Origin of the sequence: Micromonospora sp. NPDC127501 (assembly GCF_040302185.1) — a bacterium.
In the GTDB taxonomy this organism is placed as follows: domain Bacteria; phylum Actinomycetota; class Actinomycetes; order Mycobacteriales; family Micromonosporaceae; genus Micromonospora.
This window is the reverse complement of the sequence record NZ_JBEORJ010000008.1, coordinates 45,211-61,607: the sequence shown is the minus strand read 5'-3', so window position 1 is coordinate 61,607 and position 16,397 is coordinate 45,211. Positions and strand designations below refer to the sequence as shown.

The window sequence follows — 16,397 nt, the reverse complement described above, 5'->3', positions numbered from 1 at the left end:
CCACCATCGAGCTAGATACGGGGTAAGCGGGTGGGTGACCGGCGGACGCGCCGGCTCCACCTGCACACGGCCATAGCCAGCAGCCCGGACGGCAACCTCGCCGACGTGCCCAGTCTGTCCACCGACGTCGCCGGCGCGATCACCAATCCCGCCGTCGAAGCAGCCGTCCGCGCCACACCCGGCGAGGCGTTCGTCCGGACACCCTCGACCTTGTCGACGCCTACGCTGACGATGTGGTCGTCACCGATGCGGCCCGGACGGGCGCGCGACCAGCTCCGTCTCCGCGCCCCTGACTTTCCCTGTCAACTCCAGTCGTGTTGCGGAGTGCATCGGCTGGACACATTCCCACCTGCAGCTTGTGAGTAAGTCTGCGCGGGTAGGCCGCACGTAGCGTGACTGCTGCGCCGTACCCGACCGGCGGCAGATGTGGATGCTCGGATCGAGACATCGATGGAGGTGTGCGGCCTGCCATATTGACGCCGCAGACTATCGTTGCCCGCGACGATCACTGGTCGGTAAGGCGGTGCCGAGATGCGCGACGATTGGATCTACGACGCGAGCACACCGGAGGGTTTCGACGAGTTCAGGAGGAAGGTCGGTGGGATTTCGCCTACGGATCCGTCAGAATATGCGGCGCAGTATATCTGTGCGTTCGTGGACCATAAGATGGCGCGCGTAATTCAAGGCGATCTCGCACTGAATCGCATGCACGATGTCTCAATAATTGCGCACGAAAACGACCTAACATCGCTCACAAAGCGAGCATCCCTGATTTCCGATCGCCTTGTACTCGCCCAAGCGCTAGATGGACAGATGCAGACGCTGCCATTGAGGGAGGAAAAGAGAAAGCTTGATCGATACAATCATGGCTTGTGGCAAAGGCAGCAAATTACCGTGAGATCGGTGGATTCAAGGCCAGCAAGAAGCTTCGGACTTTACGGCGAGTCCCTGTACAACCTCCCGGAACTGGGAGAATATCTGCGAGACGTTATGCCGTTCATAGAAACCGGACAGATGATCTACCAGCCGGATATCGAGGTCAGTACGTGGACTTACGATGACAATCCCGATTCACTCGGAAGTGGTGATTTGGGAAATGGTCCAGCCAGTTCTGACGAACTGGTAAAGCTGCGAAACCTGGTCGATTTTCTCACAGTCGGGCGGAGGGTTTTCGACAGTGCCCCATCCGCGGCGTCCAAGCTAAAGCTGCTGCAACCTATGCTGCAAGTTGAGATTCCATATCTGGAGGGAACCTCCCTTCGCGACTACTGCTCCATAGCCACAGGAGAAAGCGAACACTTTCGCACGGCTCAGAGCTACCTGAGATCGATTTTACTTCAGTTGGATTCCGTAACCGACGATGAGGCAAGCCTCTCATCGGCGAGGCTAAGTTCGCAGATCGAAGAGGCGCTAAGAAGCTTGCGCTCCGAGTCGAAGGCGATGCTTAGACGGAATGCCGTCCGCGCGAGTGGCGCCGTCTTGGCGACGGCTACGGCGTCCTTAGTCGCGATTACCGGGCCGGAGCTTGCGGCGATAATTCCGATCCTAGGAGTGAGCGGTGGGGCATGGTCCATTGTCTCCGCCGTTGACCAGTATTGGGAAGAGCGTTCCAAGCTGAGACAGCAGGGCGTCTACTTCTTCTGGCTGCTGCAAAAGAATGCCGAGAAGGCGCTTTGACAAATCGCTTTGGGACTTCGCAGTATTGTTCACTTAGAGGCGGTGGACTGGTTCGCCGCTGGCCTCCGCAGAAGGTCAAGTATCGGTTCAGGAAGCGCGGGCGAAAGTTCAGCTATGGTCAGTGCTTGAGTCGCGGGCGTAGTTGCAGAGGAGGAAGGGGCACCGGAGGTGGAGTTTCGCAAGGCGAAGCCGATCAGCCTGCGGGGTAACCCGCGGTTCTCGGAGAAGTGGCTGCAAGGTTTGATTGCCGAGGACCCGAGCCTGCTCGGGTTGGGCGATCTGGTGTTGATGCAGGCAGAGCGGCGGCAACCGCGTGCAGGCCGGCTGGACCTGCTCCTGGTAGACCCGGACGAGCCCACCCGATACGAGGTGGAGATCCAGCTCGGTCCCACCGACGAGGCGCACATCATCCGCACCATCGAGTACTGGGACATCGAGCGGTCCCGGTACCCGCAGTACGAGCATGTCGCCGTGCTGGTCGCCGAGGACATCACCAGCCGGTTCCTGAACGTGATCAGCCTGTTCAACCGGGCCATCCCGCTTGTTGCGATCCAAATGCGTGCTCTAGACGTGGGCGGGACGCTGACGTTGAGTGCCACGACCGTACTGGACGTAACCCGGCTGGGCACGGATGAAGAGGACGAGCCAGGGCAGGCGACCGACCGGTCGTACTGGGTACAACGCAGCTCGTTGGCGTCCGTATCGATCGCCGACGAGGTGCTGGCGCTGGTCAACGCCATCACACCCGGTATGCAGCTGAAGTACAACAAGCACTACATCGGTCTGGCCCGCGACGGCATCGCCGACAACTTCGTGCAAGTGCGACCGCGGCGCAGCCACGCGGTGTTGGAGATCCGGCTGCCACGCAGCGACGAAACCAGTGCCCTGTTGGAGGCTTCCGGCCTCGATGTGTTGTCGTACGCAGCGCGGTGGGGCCGGTACCGGATGAGCGTCAACTCAGCCCACATCACCGCGCACCAGCAGCTGCTACTGGACCTGATCCGGCAAGCGGCCGGAACTCCAGCGCCGGACAACGACTAACGCGGCAGGGCAGTGCATCTGACCCCAGAACTGACCATCAGTGCAGGCACGATCCGCCGGGAGGAACGCGACCTGACGCCGTGGCAAGCGGCAGCCAGGCGACGCCCTGGCTAGATTTAAGCTGCCGGACACGCGGAACTACCTAGACTGAGGACCGCCGCGACCAGAACGCCGCCGCGGCGTATCCGATAACTAGGCCGGCCGCGGACATCAGCGTGGTGGCGAGAGGGCCCACCGGAATCCACGAGACCGACCCGGCGAGCCATGAGGTTGCCAGCCAGGTGAGCGCCGCGACGAGCGCGCCGAAGGCGGCGCACTCGACCGTTGCGCGGGACGCGGAGGCGCCCACCAGGCGTACGGCGACGACGGACAGCCAGAGCACCGCGGCGCCAAGCGTGGTGATCAGCGCGGGCCTGACAGGCCCGGGAAGCGGGACCCGGTAACTGAGCGCCTGGATGGCCGTAAGCACCATCAACAGCGTTCCGATAATTGCGGTTTGGGTCAGTGTGAAGCGTTCCTGACGGCGGCGGGCGGCTTCGGTCCGCTGCTGCGCGCGGCGGGTGACCTCCCGTTCGGCGATCTCGGCGATGTGATTCGCACGCTCGGCAGCGGCGTCGAGGTAGGCGCTCAGGTCGTCGAGGTCTTGGTCGAGCTCGGCAGCGGCGCGCTGGTCGGCAGCGGCGAAACCCGGCCCGGCCGGCAACATGGCGGCCATATTGGCGGCGGTGATCTGCACAGTACGCCGCATCCGGCGCGCCTGGATTGAGGTGTCGATGATGCCGGAGCGATCGGTCCGCAGCAGCGACAGTTCGTCCTGCGCCCGGTGCAGCGCGTCGTCACCGAACCCGCCGGGCCCGGCGGCAAGCTCCCCCTGGAGCCGGTCCAGTGCCTCGTTGACGCGCACCAACTGTGCGCGTAGGCCGTCCCGGTCGCCGTCCAGGATGCGGCGCTGGTAGTCGAGCTTTCCTGCGTGCAGCAGGTACCGCCCCACAGGGCCGAGGTCCGATGCCCAGACGCGGTCGCCTAGGTCGTGGTCGCGCCGCACTGGCGCGGTGACGGCGAGCAGTCGCATCGGTCCCGGGTCTCGGGCCGGGTCGAGCCGGTGGGCGATTACGCCTGCGTCCAGATCGACGGCAGAGTCCGCCCATCGGGGGTCGATCGGCCGGAGTGCGGTTGGGAGATCCCGCTCGATGGCTCGGCACCGCTGGGCGGGCGAGCTGCGGCCTGGCTCGACGAGGGCGGTGAAGACGAGTGCCTGCCCCAGGAGCGAGCGCGGGTCGAGGTCCGGCGTAGCGGCGGTCCACTCGTCGTGGAGCTCGGCCCATGTCGGGGCGTCCCGGCTGAGGGTCACGGACAGGCAGGTGACGTCACCCGTCTCGTCCCACCATGCCTCGCGCAGGGCCGCACCGGGCGCCCGCCGGCCGGCGACCGTGCCTCTGGCGCGGCCGCCCGGCGTGGCGGGAGACGGATCGGCCGGGGTATTCGGGTCGACCAAGGCGGTCATGCCGAGCTTCTCCGCGCAGGCCCGCCAGATCTCGTCGAGCTGCCCGTGGGCGGTCGCGCTGTCCGGGCCGGTCAGCGGCGCGAAGAAGTGCAGGACGATCCGGTGATCAGTCAGTGTCGGCACCATGCTTGCCCTCGCCGCGGTCCTCTCCGCCCCGTCCTTCCGGGCTTCCGCCGATGCCGCGCAGACGATGCACCAACTCGTTGGTGCGCTCGTGCGGGAACGGCCGCTCGGACGCCGCCTTCGGCCGGGCGCGGCTGCCGTACCGGGTGTTGTGGTCCCCGAGGTCCACGAGGGCGCGGTGTGCGGCGCTCATCGCCTCCTGGTCGCGCGATGAGGCCGCGGCCTCGATGGCGTCGAGGACCGCCTCGTAGCGGCTGACAGCCCGCTCGTCGAGCGGCCAGGTGTGCGCGTACGCGATGATGTCGGCCACCCAGGAAGCGATGGTCACGAACCGGCGGGAGGGGGGCGGCACGGCGGGGCTCCTCGTCATGGTCCGAAGTGAACATGGGAGGCCCAGCGGTGCGGCGCGTCAGGGTGCCTCCCGCGGAGGTCCCGTACGGCTCGGTGGACCGCATGGGCGGGGGTGGCGCCGTGGAGAACGGCCTCGTAGATCCGGTATGCGATATCCGGCGCGAGCAGATCGGAGATCGGCCAAAGCGTCGCGACCGTGTGCGGGTAGCCGGCGATCTGGAACGCCGCGGCGATGTGGATCGCCTCATCGAGGGTACTCAGCGGCGTGGTGGCGGTGTCGCAGGCCGACAGGTACGCGAGGTACCCGTCCGGCACATCAACCTCGAACAGATCGCCCACCGTAATCGGGCCGTCGGCGAGCGTCAGGTGACTCCGTGCCGGGTCGGCGCGGTCGGACAGCGCGTGACAGGCGAGGTGGATCCACGCGGCCTCGGGCAGGGCTGACCGGACCGCCGCTCGGGTCGCCCGCTCGCCAAGCAGGGGCGGCCGGCCGGCGAGCAGCTCGTGGACGGTCGTGGCCTCGCGTTCGGCCATGTGCAGCGCCGGGACGCGGTCGTCAGACGTCCGGTTGATACCCACGGCCAGCGCCTCTCGCGGCGGGCGCGCAGGCCGGTGGGCGTGCAGCAACATCCGGACGGTCGGCGTGTACGACGACACGACCCGGTCCAGCACACTTTGGCCGCTAGCCGGGTCCCGGTGGTGGCCGGCGGCGTGCAGTGGCAGGACGGTCAGCGCTCCGGTCGGGATCCACCACATCCGCGGCCACTCCGCGCCGGGCTCTGGGGGCGCGGTGAGGCCGAGGTGCCTCAGTACCGGCTCGGCGATCGTGTCCCACATCCACTCAAGGACGTCGTGCATTGAGCTGGTGTCGATCTTCTCTCCGGCGGGCGGGCGCAGCGCTCGCAGGATCCGGTTGGCCTGTTCGATCACCCGCTCCTCGGTTAGCCCCGGCAGTTCCAAGCGGTCGCTGGCGGTCTCGGTGAGGATGAGCGCGTCACAGCCGGTGCCCGAGATGCTGACCGCGACGATCAGACCCCCTGCTGCGGCGGGCCGGAGCTCGTCCGCGGTCGGCGGCAGGCCGAATCGCTGAAACCCTTGTCTCGACCGGATGGTCTCCATCAGCTCCTGCCAGCGCTCCACGAGCTCGCGGCGGTCCTCGGTTAGCGGCCGCAACACCGTGGCGATCTGGTCGGCGCGCCCGTCCGCCGGCGAAGGCGCATTCAGCCGAACCCGCAGGTGCAAGACCTGGTCGGCGAGGTCCGGCTCCGCGGCCCTCAGTTCGGCGAGATCCGACCGTACGCCGAGAGCCTGCCCGAGCAGCACGCCCCGGCCCGCCTCGAGCATCACCCAGGCGTCGTCCGCGGAGCCGGTACGCTCGATCGCGGCGCGGGCCGCCAGCTGTCCGAGGCCCTGAAGCTCCTCGATGTGGCGGCGGCGGTCGCCGAAGTCGAGCGCGTGGCTGACCAGCTGTGGCACCAGCTCCAGCACGAGGGCACAGGCCGCGCCGGCCTCGTCCCACTCCCCTCTCTCCGCGGCCATCCTGGCCCACTGACGGCCGCACTTTACGCGAGCGGCCGGGGAGGCAGTCTGGACCTGGGCACCGGCGCGGAACTCGCTGAGAGCGCGATCGTGGTCCGTCGGGTCTCCCTGCCGGTGGAGGCGCGCGCGGCGGGTGTTGGCCAGATCGAACAATCGACCGGCCCGTTCTGGGTGATCGGCGGTGAGCATGTCGACCGACGTCTCGGCCACCTCGACCGCCTCGGCGATGTCCCGCTCGTCACCGCGAAGGAGGTACCGGTGCCGGAGCATGATGTTGAGCCCGTGCAAGTGCGAGCTGAGTTCCGGGTCGGATGGCGAGACGCGGTCGATGACCTCACGGGCGACGCTGATCGCCTCGTCGAGATCGGCGGAATTCCCGTACGTCTCGAAGCGGGTGAAGAGCACGGCGGCAACGCCCGACCGGCGGTCTGCCCATTGAGCGCTGTCCGGCGGAGTCAGGTCGACACAACGGTGAATGACGCCGACGGCCTCGTCGAGCTCCGCCCGCGACTGGTCGCGATAGAAGTGACGCAACAGCGCCGGGAAAAGGTTACCGAGGTACAGCGCGTGGTCCGGGTGGTCGACCGGGGTGGTGGCCACCGCGGCCCGGCACGCCTCGACAGCACTGTCTAGGTCGGCGCCCCTGCCGATGTGCTCATACCGGCGTTGCACCACGTACCCGAGGTTCGACAGGTAGCCCGCGAGCGCCGGATTGTCCGCGGGCGTCCTGGCCACCGCTTCCCGGATGGCTACGACGGCCGCGTCCACGTCCGCTATCTGTCCGGCGTGCTCGAAGCGCGCGTGCAACGCCAGCGACAGAGCCGACAGAGCGGATCTCTGTCGCTCCGGTGCGGCGGTTGCGGTCGCGCGCTGGAGCAGGTCGACGGCCTCGTCGAGGTCGGCGCCGTTGCCGTCGCGCCGGTACCGCAGGCGCAACGCCGAGCCCAGATTGACGAGGCGACCGGCGTACGCCTCGTCGTCCGGTGACTGGACGGTCAGCGCCTTGCGGCACATGGCCACCGCTTCGTCGAGGTCGGCAGACGCGCCCGTCCGCTCCCATCTCGTGCAGAGCGCGACGCCGAGCGTTCCCAGGCGCTCCGGGCTCTCCTCCCCGACCGGCAGAAGCTCGACCGCCCGCCGCGCATGCTTCACCGCCGCATCGATGTCCGCCAGCAATCCCTGACGCTCGAAGGCGGACAGCAGGGCGTTCGCCACGAAGGTTTCCTGGAAAGCCACATCCTCATCCTCGCCAGTTCCGGCAGGCAGATCCGCGACCCGGCGAGCCAGAATCTCAGCCTCGCGCAGATCGTTATCAACACCGGCCCGGTCGGAGCGCAGGGTCAGCATCGTGCCCAGCCAGGCGAACCGCAACGGCAGGGCCGGATCGGCCAACCCGGTGGAATCCACGGCGTGACGCATGGCGTCGATGGTCTCGTCGAGGTCGGCGGATCCCCCGGTTCGGTGATACCTAGTCGACAATGCATCGCCGAGCGCCTGCCATCGGCCGCCGACACGAACGTCACCGGGCGGGGTCGCCGTCGCCACGTACCGGAGAAGTTCAAGGCGCTCCTCGGCGTCGCCGTCACCCCCGCCGTGCCGGTGACGCCCCAGCAGCGCGTCCGCGAGACCCTCGGCGACCTCGGGACATATCGGATCTGTCGGAGTAAGCGTCCTGAGCACGCGGCGGATGAGGTCGACCGCTTCGTCGAGGACGGCCGGCGCGCCGCTGTCGTCGAACCGCGCCGCGGTAATTCCGTTCAGATTGGTTAGGGCCACCGCTGTCTTGGAGCGGTCGAGCGGCAGGGCTTCGACCGCCGCCCGGATGGCCTCGGCGGCCGCATCCAGATCCTCGCGCTGCCGCAATAGAAAGAATCGCCACAGCAGAGCGGACGCGAGATTCGACAGCTGGCCGGGGCGCTCCGTGGAGGGTGCGGGCAGGATGACCGCACGAATGTACTCGAGTCCCCGATCGATGTCGGAGAGCTCGCCTCGGGTGTGGCCGCGAAGCGCGAGGGCGATACCGGCTGCGGCCAGTCGGCGCGCACGGTCGGTGTGGCCGGGCGGCGTCACGGCGACCCCGGCCTCGCCGAACTCAACCGCCTGGTCCAGGTCCGCCGGATCGGCCGTGCGCTCGAATCGCAGCCGGAAGCTCATGCTGAGGTCGGCGCGAGGCTCGCCGAGCGCTTCGGGATCCGCGACGTCATCCGCCACGGCCCGCCGGCCCACCGTGATCGCCTCGTCCAGGTCGGCGAGTCTGCTGCTGAGCTGGTAGCGCGCGCGTAGCGCATCGCCGAGCGCGACCAGGAGGAAGCCGAGATTAGCGCCGTCGCCTGATAACGACGCCCCACGGAGGACGTCGATCGCGGTGTCGAGGTCGGCCACCGATTCGAAGTCCTTGAAGCGCTGGAAAAGCGCCAAACCGAGAATGCCAGGGATCTTCGGAGATCCGGAGCCAGCGTCCTGCATGACCGCGTCTCCCATCACCTCGATCGACCGGTCCAGGTCGGCCCGCGCGTGGGAGAGGTCGTACCGCGCGGTCAGCACAGCGGCCAACTTCTGCGCGCATACGCGCCGTTCCTCCGGCGTGACCGCCGCGGCCAGGGCGGCCTCGGCGCTGCAGACGGCGTCGTCGGCATCCCGGGCGGAACCGGTGCGCGCGTGACGCCGCCGCAGGTCCTCTGCCAGCGCAATCAGGTGAAGAGACCGGTCGCCGCCGGCCATCGCAGCGGCGCGACGCCGGGCCTCGACCGCTCGGTCCAGGTCCACGGCCCGGCCACGTACCTCGTAGCGCGCCTCGTATCCGGTGGCCAGGTTCGACGTCACCGCAACGACGTCTTGGCGCGTGCCCGGCGCGGCCACCGCCCGTCGCCACGCCGCGACGGCCTGGTCGAGGTGAGCGACCTGACCGGTCGCCCGGTACCGGGCCATAAGCACCGCGCCGAGGTTGCCGTAGATCGCCAGGGCGGACGGCCCGAGCGCCCGGGTCAGCATGGACGCCTCGCCGAGCACAGCGGCGGCCTGCGTCTGTGCTGCGGCGTCGGTCGCGAAGCCGGGCTGCTCCATGACCTTGAACGCACGCCGGCTCAGCAGGTCGGCAACGTGATCGGCGCAGGAAGCCACGAGCACAACGGGGTCCGAGGTGGGCATCGGCAGGCGTGTCGGGAGAGGGTCTAGCGCCGGCCTCAACGAGCGCGTGAGGGCGGCCGCGGACGTGTACTCCCGCTCGGATCCGTGCGGGGTGGCGAGGCACCGCTGCCAGTACAGCAGCGCGATCAGGGCCCAGGCCTCGACGTCGTCCGGACGGGCCGCTCGTTCGAGCCGGGCAGCGGCCTCGAGCGCGGCCGAGTCATGGGAGGCATCGCGCGGGGTGTCCCCACCAAAGGCGCGGCGCAGCCGTGCAACCAAGGCGTCCCGATCCACGTGTCTCCTTGCGGCGAGGCAGCTGAGACGAGTACGACAGTAACGGATGGAATCCAGGCAGGCACGTTCTGCGAAGGGCGCTCGGTGTGGATGCAGGATCGGTGCGGCCGCGCCGAGAGGTTCTGGAAGCGGGAGCAACTTGGGCGTGCCCGTACGGCGACGGTTCGAGCTTCTATCTTTAGCGAGCCTCGGCATAAGGACCGGTAAGGCTAGGGTTGCCTGCTGTCCGACCGTCAGGCGTTTGATCGCCAAACTCTCGGCCCTGATGTCGTAGACCCGATTCGGGTGCCTCAGCCGGGACGTATTGGCCGGCTACGAACGCAGCAACAATCGCAGACAAGCTCGTTCCGGCAAGGACACCGGCGACCCACGGCTGGCCGAGAGCAGCGAGAGCGACAACCCCCGCGAGTACGAGGCCGAGTGCCAACAGGCCGTATCGCTGACCCTGAAGAACCAGTTTGCGCCGCTCCTCGACGGCCCGCCATGCACTCCACTCCCGGTCGGCCGCCGGGTTCGTCACCGGCCTCCTCTCCGACCTCGAAGTCAAGACATGCTGGCAGTTGGCCGAGCAGGCCGGGCATGGTCGTCCGGACGCGATGCAGCGGCTGCTCTACCGGGCGAAGTGGGACGCCGACGCGGTACGTGACGATGTGCGCAAGGTCGTCGTCGACCGGTTCGGTGACTTGTCGGGCTCGAAAATCGAGCTTCGGCTACGCCGCCGGCGAATACTGGTTGATCAGGCCACCGAGGATTGGGCGTCGCTGGACCCGGGCGGTGGTCAGGTCTACGACCTTCGGCGGCCGACTCGGTGGCTGCTGGTCCAATGAACCCTTTTCATCGTGACGGGGCTGGTCACGGCGGTGGGGTGGGGGCAGGGATCGACGTAGGGCGAGGCTCCCGGTAAGGCAGCAGTCGACCAAGATCCGACGCCCCAACCGGAAGCCTCGCTGTTGTCCTACCCTGCCGCGATTCCCCTGTCCGACCGCACCCTCATTTGCCGCGCTGACCTAATCCGCAACCACCGAACGCAGGTGGAGAATCGCGCAGCGCTTGGCTGGCGGTTCAACAAGTTTGACCCGAGTACCAGGCGTTGGATACGGCGTTGGCGCCGCCGATGTCCCACGTTCCCGGGCCGATGCACCAGGTCCAGTCGTCGCGGGGCCACGTCGCGTCGACGTAGATGAGCACATGCGTGTTCCCGCAGTGGTTGTACCAGGCCGTCACCGCGTCTTCGTAGTAGCCGCAAACCTGCGCGGCGACGTCCTCGCTGCCGGGCTTGGCCTGCTCCGAAACCGCGGTGGTTTCGGGTTGGGACAGGCGGGAGCCTGCGCCCGGACTTGCCTGTGCCACGGTCCCGGACAGGGTGAGTGCGCCGAGGATCGCGGTCACTGCCGAGATCCGAAACGCCGTTCTGTACCACATTTTCACAATGGTCTCCTGTCAGCCGCCGCTGCGGCCTAGATGATGCTGCTGGCTGCATGAAGTGATCGATGTACTTCCTCGCGCTCCTTCCATCGCGAAAACACGGACCGATGTAACACGCTCAAGTGAACCTTCTTCCGTAAGCCGGACTCAGATTCAACCCTGACTGAGCGGACTTCCTAAGATAAGAGTGCAGCCCACAGCCGGGTCTGTCGTTACTGGTAAGCGCACAAGTCTTTAGTCTGCGCGTACTCTCGCGCACTGCTCGCGGAACTGGCGTGGCGAAAGGCCGTAGGCGCTGCGGAACGCCTGGCTGAAGTGCGCCGGGCTGGTGAACCCCCACTGGGCGGCGATCGTGTGGATCGGGCGCGCGCCTAGTTGGGGGTTGGCGAGGTCGCGTCGGCACTGCTCCAGGCGACGCTCGCGGACCCAGCCGGCGACCGTGTGCCCTTCCTCGTGGAACAGCTTGTGCAGGTATCGCAACGAGATGTGATGCGCTGCGGCGATCGCGTCCGGTGTCAGGCGCGGATCGCTAAGATTTTCTCGGACGAAGGCGTGGATCTGAGCCATCATCGCTCGCCGTTGGGTGTGGGAGGGCACCGCGCTTTGGACGTCCAGCGCGTTGGCCAGTGCCGCTGTCAACACGTCAATGGTGAGGGTGGACAGCCGGGCGGCGTCCAACGGACTGAGTTCGTCCATGTGCCGGGCAAGGCGCAGCAGGAATTGTGAAGATAACGCGCCGATGCCTTGGGCGCCAGGGATGCGAACTGCGCTCAGGCGCCGCAACTCCCGAGGGGGCAACGGCAGTAACGAGCGCGGGAAGCGCAGGAGCAGCAGCTGACTAACTGGCGCATCCGGGGTGAATTCGGCCACGTAGGGCCGGGAGGTGTCATACAGTATCAGGTCCCCCACGCCGAAATCTGTACGCTGGCCGTCTTGCGTGATCATGCCGCCACCGCGCACAAGGCAACCCAGCTTGAACACCTCGGGATCGGCCTGCCGAATGAGCTTGGGAGTACGGTGGACCGAGTGCGGCATCGTGGTCATTAATGTCGCCTGCACGGGACCGAACTCGCTGATTCCGACCTGAGCCCGAAATCCGGGCTCCCACTGCGATTCACAGCGTAAATCGTAGGGCACCCAGAGCTTCGAGTTTACCTCGCGCCAGAAGGCGAACCCGTCTTCAACCGGGACCTCGGTGGTGCTGACTACGTCCATGACTCACCTTCGCGCTGTCGCTGCAGGGGTCAGACCACGATAGCTTAGCGTCGATATAGCGGCGTTGCGATGTTATGGTGCGGGTCAGGCATTGAGGGCTCTTCATCGTGATGGGCCTGGTCGCGATGGGTGGCAGGCAGCGTGTGTCGACATAGGACGAGGCTTCCGGTAAGACAGCCGTCGACCAAGACCCAATGCCCCAACCGGGAGCCTCGCTGTGCTGTCTTACCCGTCTGCGTTCGCGCTGTCCAGCCGCACTCTGAACCACCTGGCCGACCTCATCCGCGCTGAACGCACCCGCCGCCGCGGCCGGTGGCGACGTCTTGATGCCGGCAGGCCCTGCTCACCCTGGCCCATCAGCGTAACGGTGACACCATCGCTCGACTGGCCTGCGGCTTCGCGGTCAGCGTCACCACGGTCTGGCGGTACGTCCGAGAAGCCATCGACTTGCTCGCCACGCACGCCGAGGACCTGAACGCGGCCATGCGGCGCATCGCCAGGATCGCGTACGCGATCCTGGACGGCGCCCTGATCCCGATCGACCGAGTCGCGGACCAGAGGCCGTACTACTCCGGCAAGCACAAGCGCCACGGAGTCAACGCGCAGGTCATCGCGGACTGCATGGGACGCCTCATCTGGGCCTCGCCGGCCCTGCCCGGCGCCGTGCACGACCTGACCGCCGCCCGCACCCACGGCCTGACCGACGCGCTGACCAGCGCCAACGTGATGACCTTCGCCGGCAAGGCGTACCAAGGCGCTGGCGGCAGCAGCCGCACGCCGTTCAAGCCCCGCCGTCACCGGCCACGATTGTCCCGCCGGCAGAAGACCGTCAACCGGCACCAAGCCAAGATCCGCGCTGTCGGCGAGCGCGCCGTCGCCGCCCTCAAGGGCGGGGAAGATCCTGGCCAAGCTACGCTGCTGCCCCCGACGCGCCACCGCGATCATCAAGGCCATCCTCGCCCTACATCACAGCCCGACCAGCCCAAACCCACGATGAAAAGCGCTCAATGAACGATGTGGACGGTGGCCGTTGTAGGGGGCCACGTATTCGCTGAGGACCGCCGCCAGATGACGCTCGCCGACGATGAACATCCGGTCGGTGCACTCCCGGCGTACGGTGCCCACCCAGCGCTCGGCGAACGCGTTTGCCCACGGTGCCTACGGCGGAGTCTTGATCACGTCGATGCCCGCGGCGGTGACCACCGCGTCGAAGGCCGCCGTAAATTTCGTGTCCCGGTCGCGGAGCAGGAACCGCAGTTCGGCCACCCGCTGGTCGAGGTCCATCAGCAGGTTGCGCGCCTGCTGCGCTACCCAGGCGCCGTTCGGATGGGCGGTCACCCCCGACGACGTGGACCTGGCGGGTGGCGATCTCGACGAAGAACAGCACGTAATTCCGCTTGAACAGCACGGTGTCGACCGTGAAGAAGTCACATGCCAGCATCGTGCGGGCCTGGGCGGTCAGGAACTGTCGCCAGGTGGGCCCGGACCGCCGCGGCGCGGGGTCGATGCCGGCCTGGTGGAGGATCTTCCACACGGTGCTGGCCGCCACCTGATAGCCCAGGCCGACCAGCTCACCTTGGATGCGCCGGTGCCCCCAGGTCGGGTTCTCCGCCGCCAAGCGCAGCACCAGCCCACGGACCCGGTTGTCGACGGGCGGCCGGCCCGGCCGGGCATGCGGGTAGGTCCGTCGTCGGGCGACCAGCTCCCGATGCCACCGAAGCAGTGTCGCTGGGGTGACGAAGAACGCCGACCAGCGCGGGCGGGGCAGCAGCCGCGACAACACCGCCAACACCACCCGGTCGGCGGGTTGAAGATCTGGGCGGTGCACCTGTCGGCGCAGCACCACCACCTGATGCCGGAGTACCAGGATTTCCACGTCCCTGGCCCCACCATCGCAGGCGAGCTGGGACAACATCTGTAGAACCTGGCGAAGCAGCAGGTACATCAGCGATGTGCTCATGGCCTTCATCGTGTCGGCCAGGTCTTTGTCGAGCGAGCTGCAGCTCAGCCGGCGTAACCCAATTCTCGAGCCCCACGGGCCCGTCCGGCATGATCAGCTCGCGACAGGTTTCGATGCGTTTCGGTAACAAGCTGAGCTACATCAGTATGAAGAACATGGAGCTCACCCGGCTGCTGATCTAGCCGGCGAGGATCCGGGCGACGGCGGTGCTCAGCACGCGTACGCCGCGGGTCGAGCCCGCCTCCAGCCCGGTCAGGTCGCGCACCCGGGTCAGCCGGTAGTCGAGCGTGCGCGGGTGGATGCACAGCGCGGCCGCGGTGTCGAGCCGGTTCATGTCGTGCTGGTAGTAGGCGTCCAGCGTGGCGACTAGGTCGGGGCCGGCGTCGAGTTGCGCCGCCACCACCTGGAGCCACTGCCCGACCTCCGCCAGCCGGGCGGCGCCCAGCTCGGCGAAGACGTCGGTGACCGTGTACGCGTGGCGCGGCACGGCCCGCACCGGTGCGACCTCGCTGACCTGCCGGGCCAGCGCCACGGCGTCGCCGAACGCGCGCACCCGCCCAGGCGCGGTGCCGGCCGCGCACGGCCGGCCGGTCATCGAGGCCACGTCGCGGGCCAGCGCGAGCCCGCGCTCGACCGCCGGCTGCCGGCCGCCCGGCGAACTGGGGATCAGCGCGACCACCTCGTGCGGCTCCGGCCAGCTCAGCGGCATCCAGTGCGTCTTCAGCAGCGCGCCGGCGAACTCGTCCCGCGCCGCCTGGTCCGGCCCGGACGACCCGCCGGCCACCCGGACCACTGTCGCGACGACGTGGTCGGGGACCGGCATGTGCAGGCCGCGCGCCAGCTCGGTCGCGCTGTCGTCGCCGGCCAGCAGCATCACCGTCAGCAGCCGCACCTGGGCGACGGTCGCCAGCGCGCGCCGCTGCCCCTCGATCCAGCCCCGGGTGTACGCGCCCTGGGCGGCCAGTCCCGCAGGAGCCAGCCAGGCGAGCGTGTGCATCGTCGCGGCGATGTCGTTCGGGCCGGCCGCCTCGTACACCTCGCGCAGCGTCAGCCGGGTGTGCACGAGCAGCACCTGCCGCTGCGCGGTCAGGGTGAGTCCCTTCTCGCCGCGCTGGCGGCCCATCGCGGCCATCAGGTCCAGATCCTGCACGTGGAACGGCGCGCTGTCCGCCGCGAGGTCGACCGTGCGCTGACGGAGGAAGACCGCGAAATCGAGCATCTCCGACCGCACCCGCGGCATGGCCGCGAGGTTGCGGTATTCCAGCAGCTCCTCCTGGTAGGCGTCCACCGCCCGGCGGGCGTTGTCGGCCACTCGCTGCCGCCACAGGCTGAACAGACCGCCCATGCCGGTCAACGGTAATCGATGCGTTCCGGCCACGACGCCCGGTTGACGCGGACCGGACAGCCTTGCGGACATTCGCAAGAACCGGGGTACGCCGGCGAACCCGGTTCTCGCAATATCACGAAGACCCGGCCACCGGCACCCTGGAACGCTTCGCCATGGACGTCGGACGACGGCCCGGCCGGGTCGGGTGCGACCAGGTACGCGCCCCGGCATCCGCAGATCGCACAGCACTCGAGAGGTGGTTCTGGTTATGACATGGCGTAGTCGACCCTCCGCCGGAGCACGATCCGGCATTCTCCGCGCATCCAGTCTGCTGTTGGCCGCGACGGCGATGCTCGCCGCGTTCATGGCCGCACCGTCCGCGGCGGTCGCGGCACCCGCGCCGAGGGGCGATGCGGCTGTCGCCGCCATCGGAGCCGAGCGGGCATCGGCGAGCTCCGCCGGCACGTTGAGCGTCACGACGTCGACGGCGGCCGCCGCCTCACCGGCGAAGGGCGGCGGTTTCTCGGTGATGTCGGGCTCCTGCCCGTACGCCGGGCAGTACATCGACCCGTGGCTGATCGTGTTCCAGGGCTGCACCCTCACCGGCCAGCCGACGACCGCGGTCAGCGCCCGGTGCTCCAACGGGGCCACCCTGGGCCCCGTGCACGTGCCGCCCGGCGTCTACGACATCTATGTCGACTGCTACCCGGCGTTCTTCAGCTCGCTCACGTTCATCTGATCGGCCCACCCGGCACGGATCCCGTTGCGGGATCCGTGCCGGCGGTGCCGGTCTCAGGGCAGCGCGTCCAGGTGCG

At 68.0% G+C, this 16,397-nt stretch carries 12 protein-coding genes and 2 pseudogenes; 6 read left to right on the top strand and 8 right to left on the bottom strand.

The features are described 5' to 3' along the window. Nucleotides 1-531: 531 nt before the first annotated feature. Nucleotides 532-1,677 carry a hypothetical protein gene (locus tag ABTW72_RS19450; protein ID WP_350860573.1) on the top strand — a complete coding sequence of 382 codons (1,146 nt, stop codon included), beginning with the start codon at nucleotides 532-534 and terminating at the stop codon, nucleotides 1,675-1,677. A 168-nt stretch (nucleotides 1,678-1,845) separates the two neighbouring features. Then, a complete protein-coding gene (locus tag ABTW72_RS19445; RefSeq protein ID WP_350860571.1) occupies nucleotides 1,846-2,718 on the top strand; it encodes a hypothetical protein in 873 nt (290 codons plus the stop codon). 142 nt (nucleotides 2,719-2,860) lie between these two features. Here the strand turns inward: ABTW72_RS19445 and ABTW72_RS19440 are convergent, their stop codons facing one another. Genes ABTW72_RS19440 through ABTW72_RS19430 form a run of 3 tightly spaced genes read right to left on the bottom strand, consistent with a single transcriptional unit; the run spans nucleotide 2,861 to nucleotide 9,655 of the window. Next, complete coding sequence (locus tag ABTW72_RS19440; protein WP_350860569.1) at nucleotides 2,861-4,348, bottom strand: CATRA conflict system CASPASE/TPR repeat-associated protein; 1,488 nt, start codon at nucleotides 4,346-4,348, stop codon at nucleotides 2,861-2,863. Then, nucleotides 4,329-4,697, bottom strand: a complete 369-nt coding sequence (locus ABTW72_RS19435) for a hypothetical protein (protein WP_350860567.1) — start codon at nucleotides 4,695-4,697, stop codon at nucleotides 4,329-4,331. The genes ABTW72_RS19440 and ABTW72_RS19435 overlap by 20 nt, the downstream gene beginning before the upstream one ends. A gap of 14 nt (nucleotides 4,698-4,711) precedes the next feature. Further along, entirely contained in the window at nucleotides 4,712-9,655 is a 4,944-nt protein-coding gene (locus ABTW72_RS19430) for a CHAT domain-containing protein (RefSeq protein ID WP_350860565.1), read from the bottom strand. Between the two features lie 458 nt (nucleotides 9,656-10,113). Between ABTW72_RS19430 and ABTW72_RS19425 the strand changes: the two are divergent. Further along, nucleotides 10,114-10,347 (top strand): annotated as a pseudogene (locus tag ABTW72_RS19425) (transposase); the annotation flags it as partial. A gap of 370 nt (nucleotides 10,348-10,717) precedes the next feature. On the opposite strand, the gene ABTW72_RS19420 reads toward ABTW72_RS19425, so the two are convergent. After that, entirely contained in the window at nucleotides 10,718-11,044 is a 327-nt protein-coding gene (locus ABTW72_RS19420; RefSeq protein WP_196930466.1) for a DUF6355 family natural product biosynthesis protein, read from the bottom strand. A 270-nt stretch (nucleotides 11,045-11,314) separates the two neighbouring features. Beyond that, nucleotides 11,315-12,295: an AraC-like ligand-binding domain-containing protein gene (locus tag ABTW72_RS19415; RefSeq protein WP_350860563.1), complete on the bottom strand. Its 981-nt coding sequence runs from the start codon at nucleotides 12,293-12,295 to the stop codon at nucleotides 11,315-11,317. A gap of 217 nt (nucleotides 12,296-12,512) precedes the next feature. Here ABTW72_RS19415 and ABTW72_RS19410 point away from each other — a divergent pair. Then, nucleotides 12,513-13,292 (top strand): annotated as a pseudogene (locus ABTW72_RS19410) (transposase family protein). Here ABTW72_RS19410 and ABTW72_RS19405 read toward each other — a convergent pair. Further along, on the bottom strand, nucleotides 13,262-13,420 hold the full coding sequence (locus ABTW72_RS19405; RefSeq protein ID WP_350860561.1) for an integrase core domain-containing protein: 159 nt from the start codon (nucleotides 13,418-13,420) through the stop codon (nucleotides 13,262-13,264). The pseudogene ABTW72_RS19410 and the gene ABTW72_RS19405 sit on opposite strands and share 31 nt — an antisense overlap. A 33-nt stretch (nucleotides 13,421-13,453) precedes the next feature. Beyond that, nucleotides 13,454-13,633 carry a hypothetical protein gene (locus ABTW72_RS19400; RefSeq protein ID WP_350860559.1) on the bottom strand — a complete coding sequence of 60 codons (180 nt, stop codon included), beginning with the start codon at nucleotides 13,631-13,633 and terminating at the stop codon, nucleotides 13,454-13,456. Nucleotides 13,634-13,713: 80 nt separating this feature from the next. On the opposite strand from ABTW72_RS19400, the gene ABTW72_RS19395 reads away from it, so the two are divergent. Continuing rightward, nucleotides 13,714-13,848: a hypothetical protein gene (locus ABTW72_RS19395; protein WP_350860557.1), complete on the top strand. Its 135-nt coding sequence runs from the start codon at nucleotides 13,714-13,716 to the stop codon at nucleotides 13,846-13,848. Nucleotides 13,849-14,433: 585 nt separating this feature from the next. On the opposite strand, the gene ABTW72_RS19390 is transcribed toward ABTW72_RS19395, so the two are convergent. Continuing rightward, the gene (locus ABTW72_RS19390; protein ID WP_350860555.1) at nucleotides 14,434-15,600 is read right to left on the bottom strand and encodes a PucR family transcriptional regulator; all 1,167 of its coding nucleotides are present in this window, start codon (nucleotides 15,598-15,600) and stop codon (nucleotides 14,434-14,436) included. Nucleotides 15,601-15,916: 316 nt separating this feature from the next. Here ABTW72_RS19390 and ABTW72_RS19385 point away from each other — a divergent pair, with 316 nt between their 5' ends. Next, nucleotides 15,917-16,321, top strand: coding sequence for a hypothetical protein (locus ABTW72_RS19385; RefSeq protein ID WP_350860553.1), 405 nt, complete (start codon nucleotides 15,917-15,919; stop codon nucleotides 16,319-16,321). Nucleotides 16,322-16,397: the final 76 nt, after the last annotated feature.

Coding starts and splice junctions, on each gene's coding strand:
- ABTW72_RS19450 (WP_350860573.1), top strand. CDS start 532: ATGCGCGACGATTGGATCTACGACGCGAGCACACCGGAGGGTTTCGAC.
- ABTW72_RS19440 (WP_350860569.1), bottom strand. CDS start 4,348: ATGGTGCCGACACTGACTGATCACCGGATCGTCCTGCACTTCTTCGCG.
- ABTW72_RS19415 (WP_350860563.1), bottom strand. CDS start 12,295: ATGGACGTAGTCAGCACCACCGAGGTCCCGGTTGAAGACGGGTTCGCC.
- ABTW72_RS19390 (WP_350860555.1), bottom strand. CDS start 15,600: ATGGGCGGTCTGTTCAGCCTGTGGCGGCAGCGAGTGGCCGACAACGCC.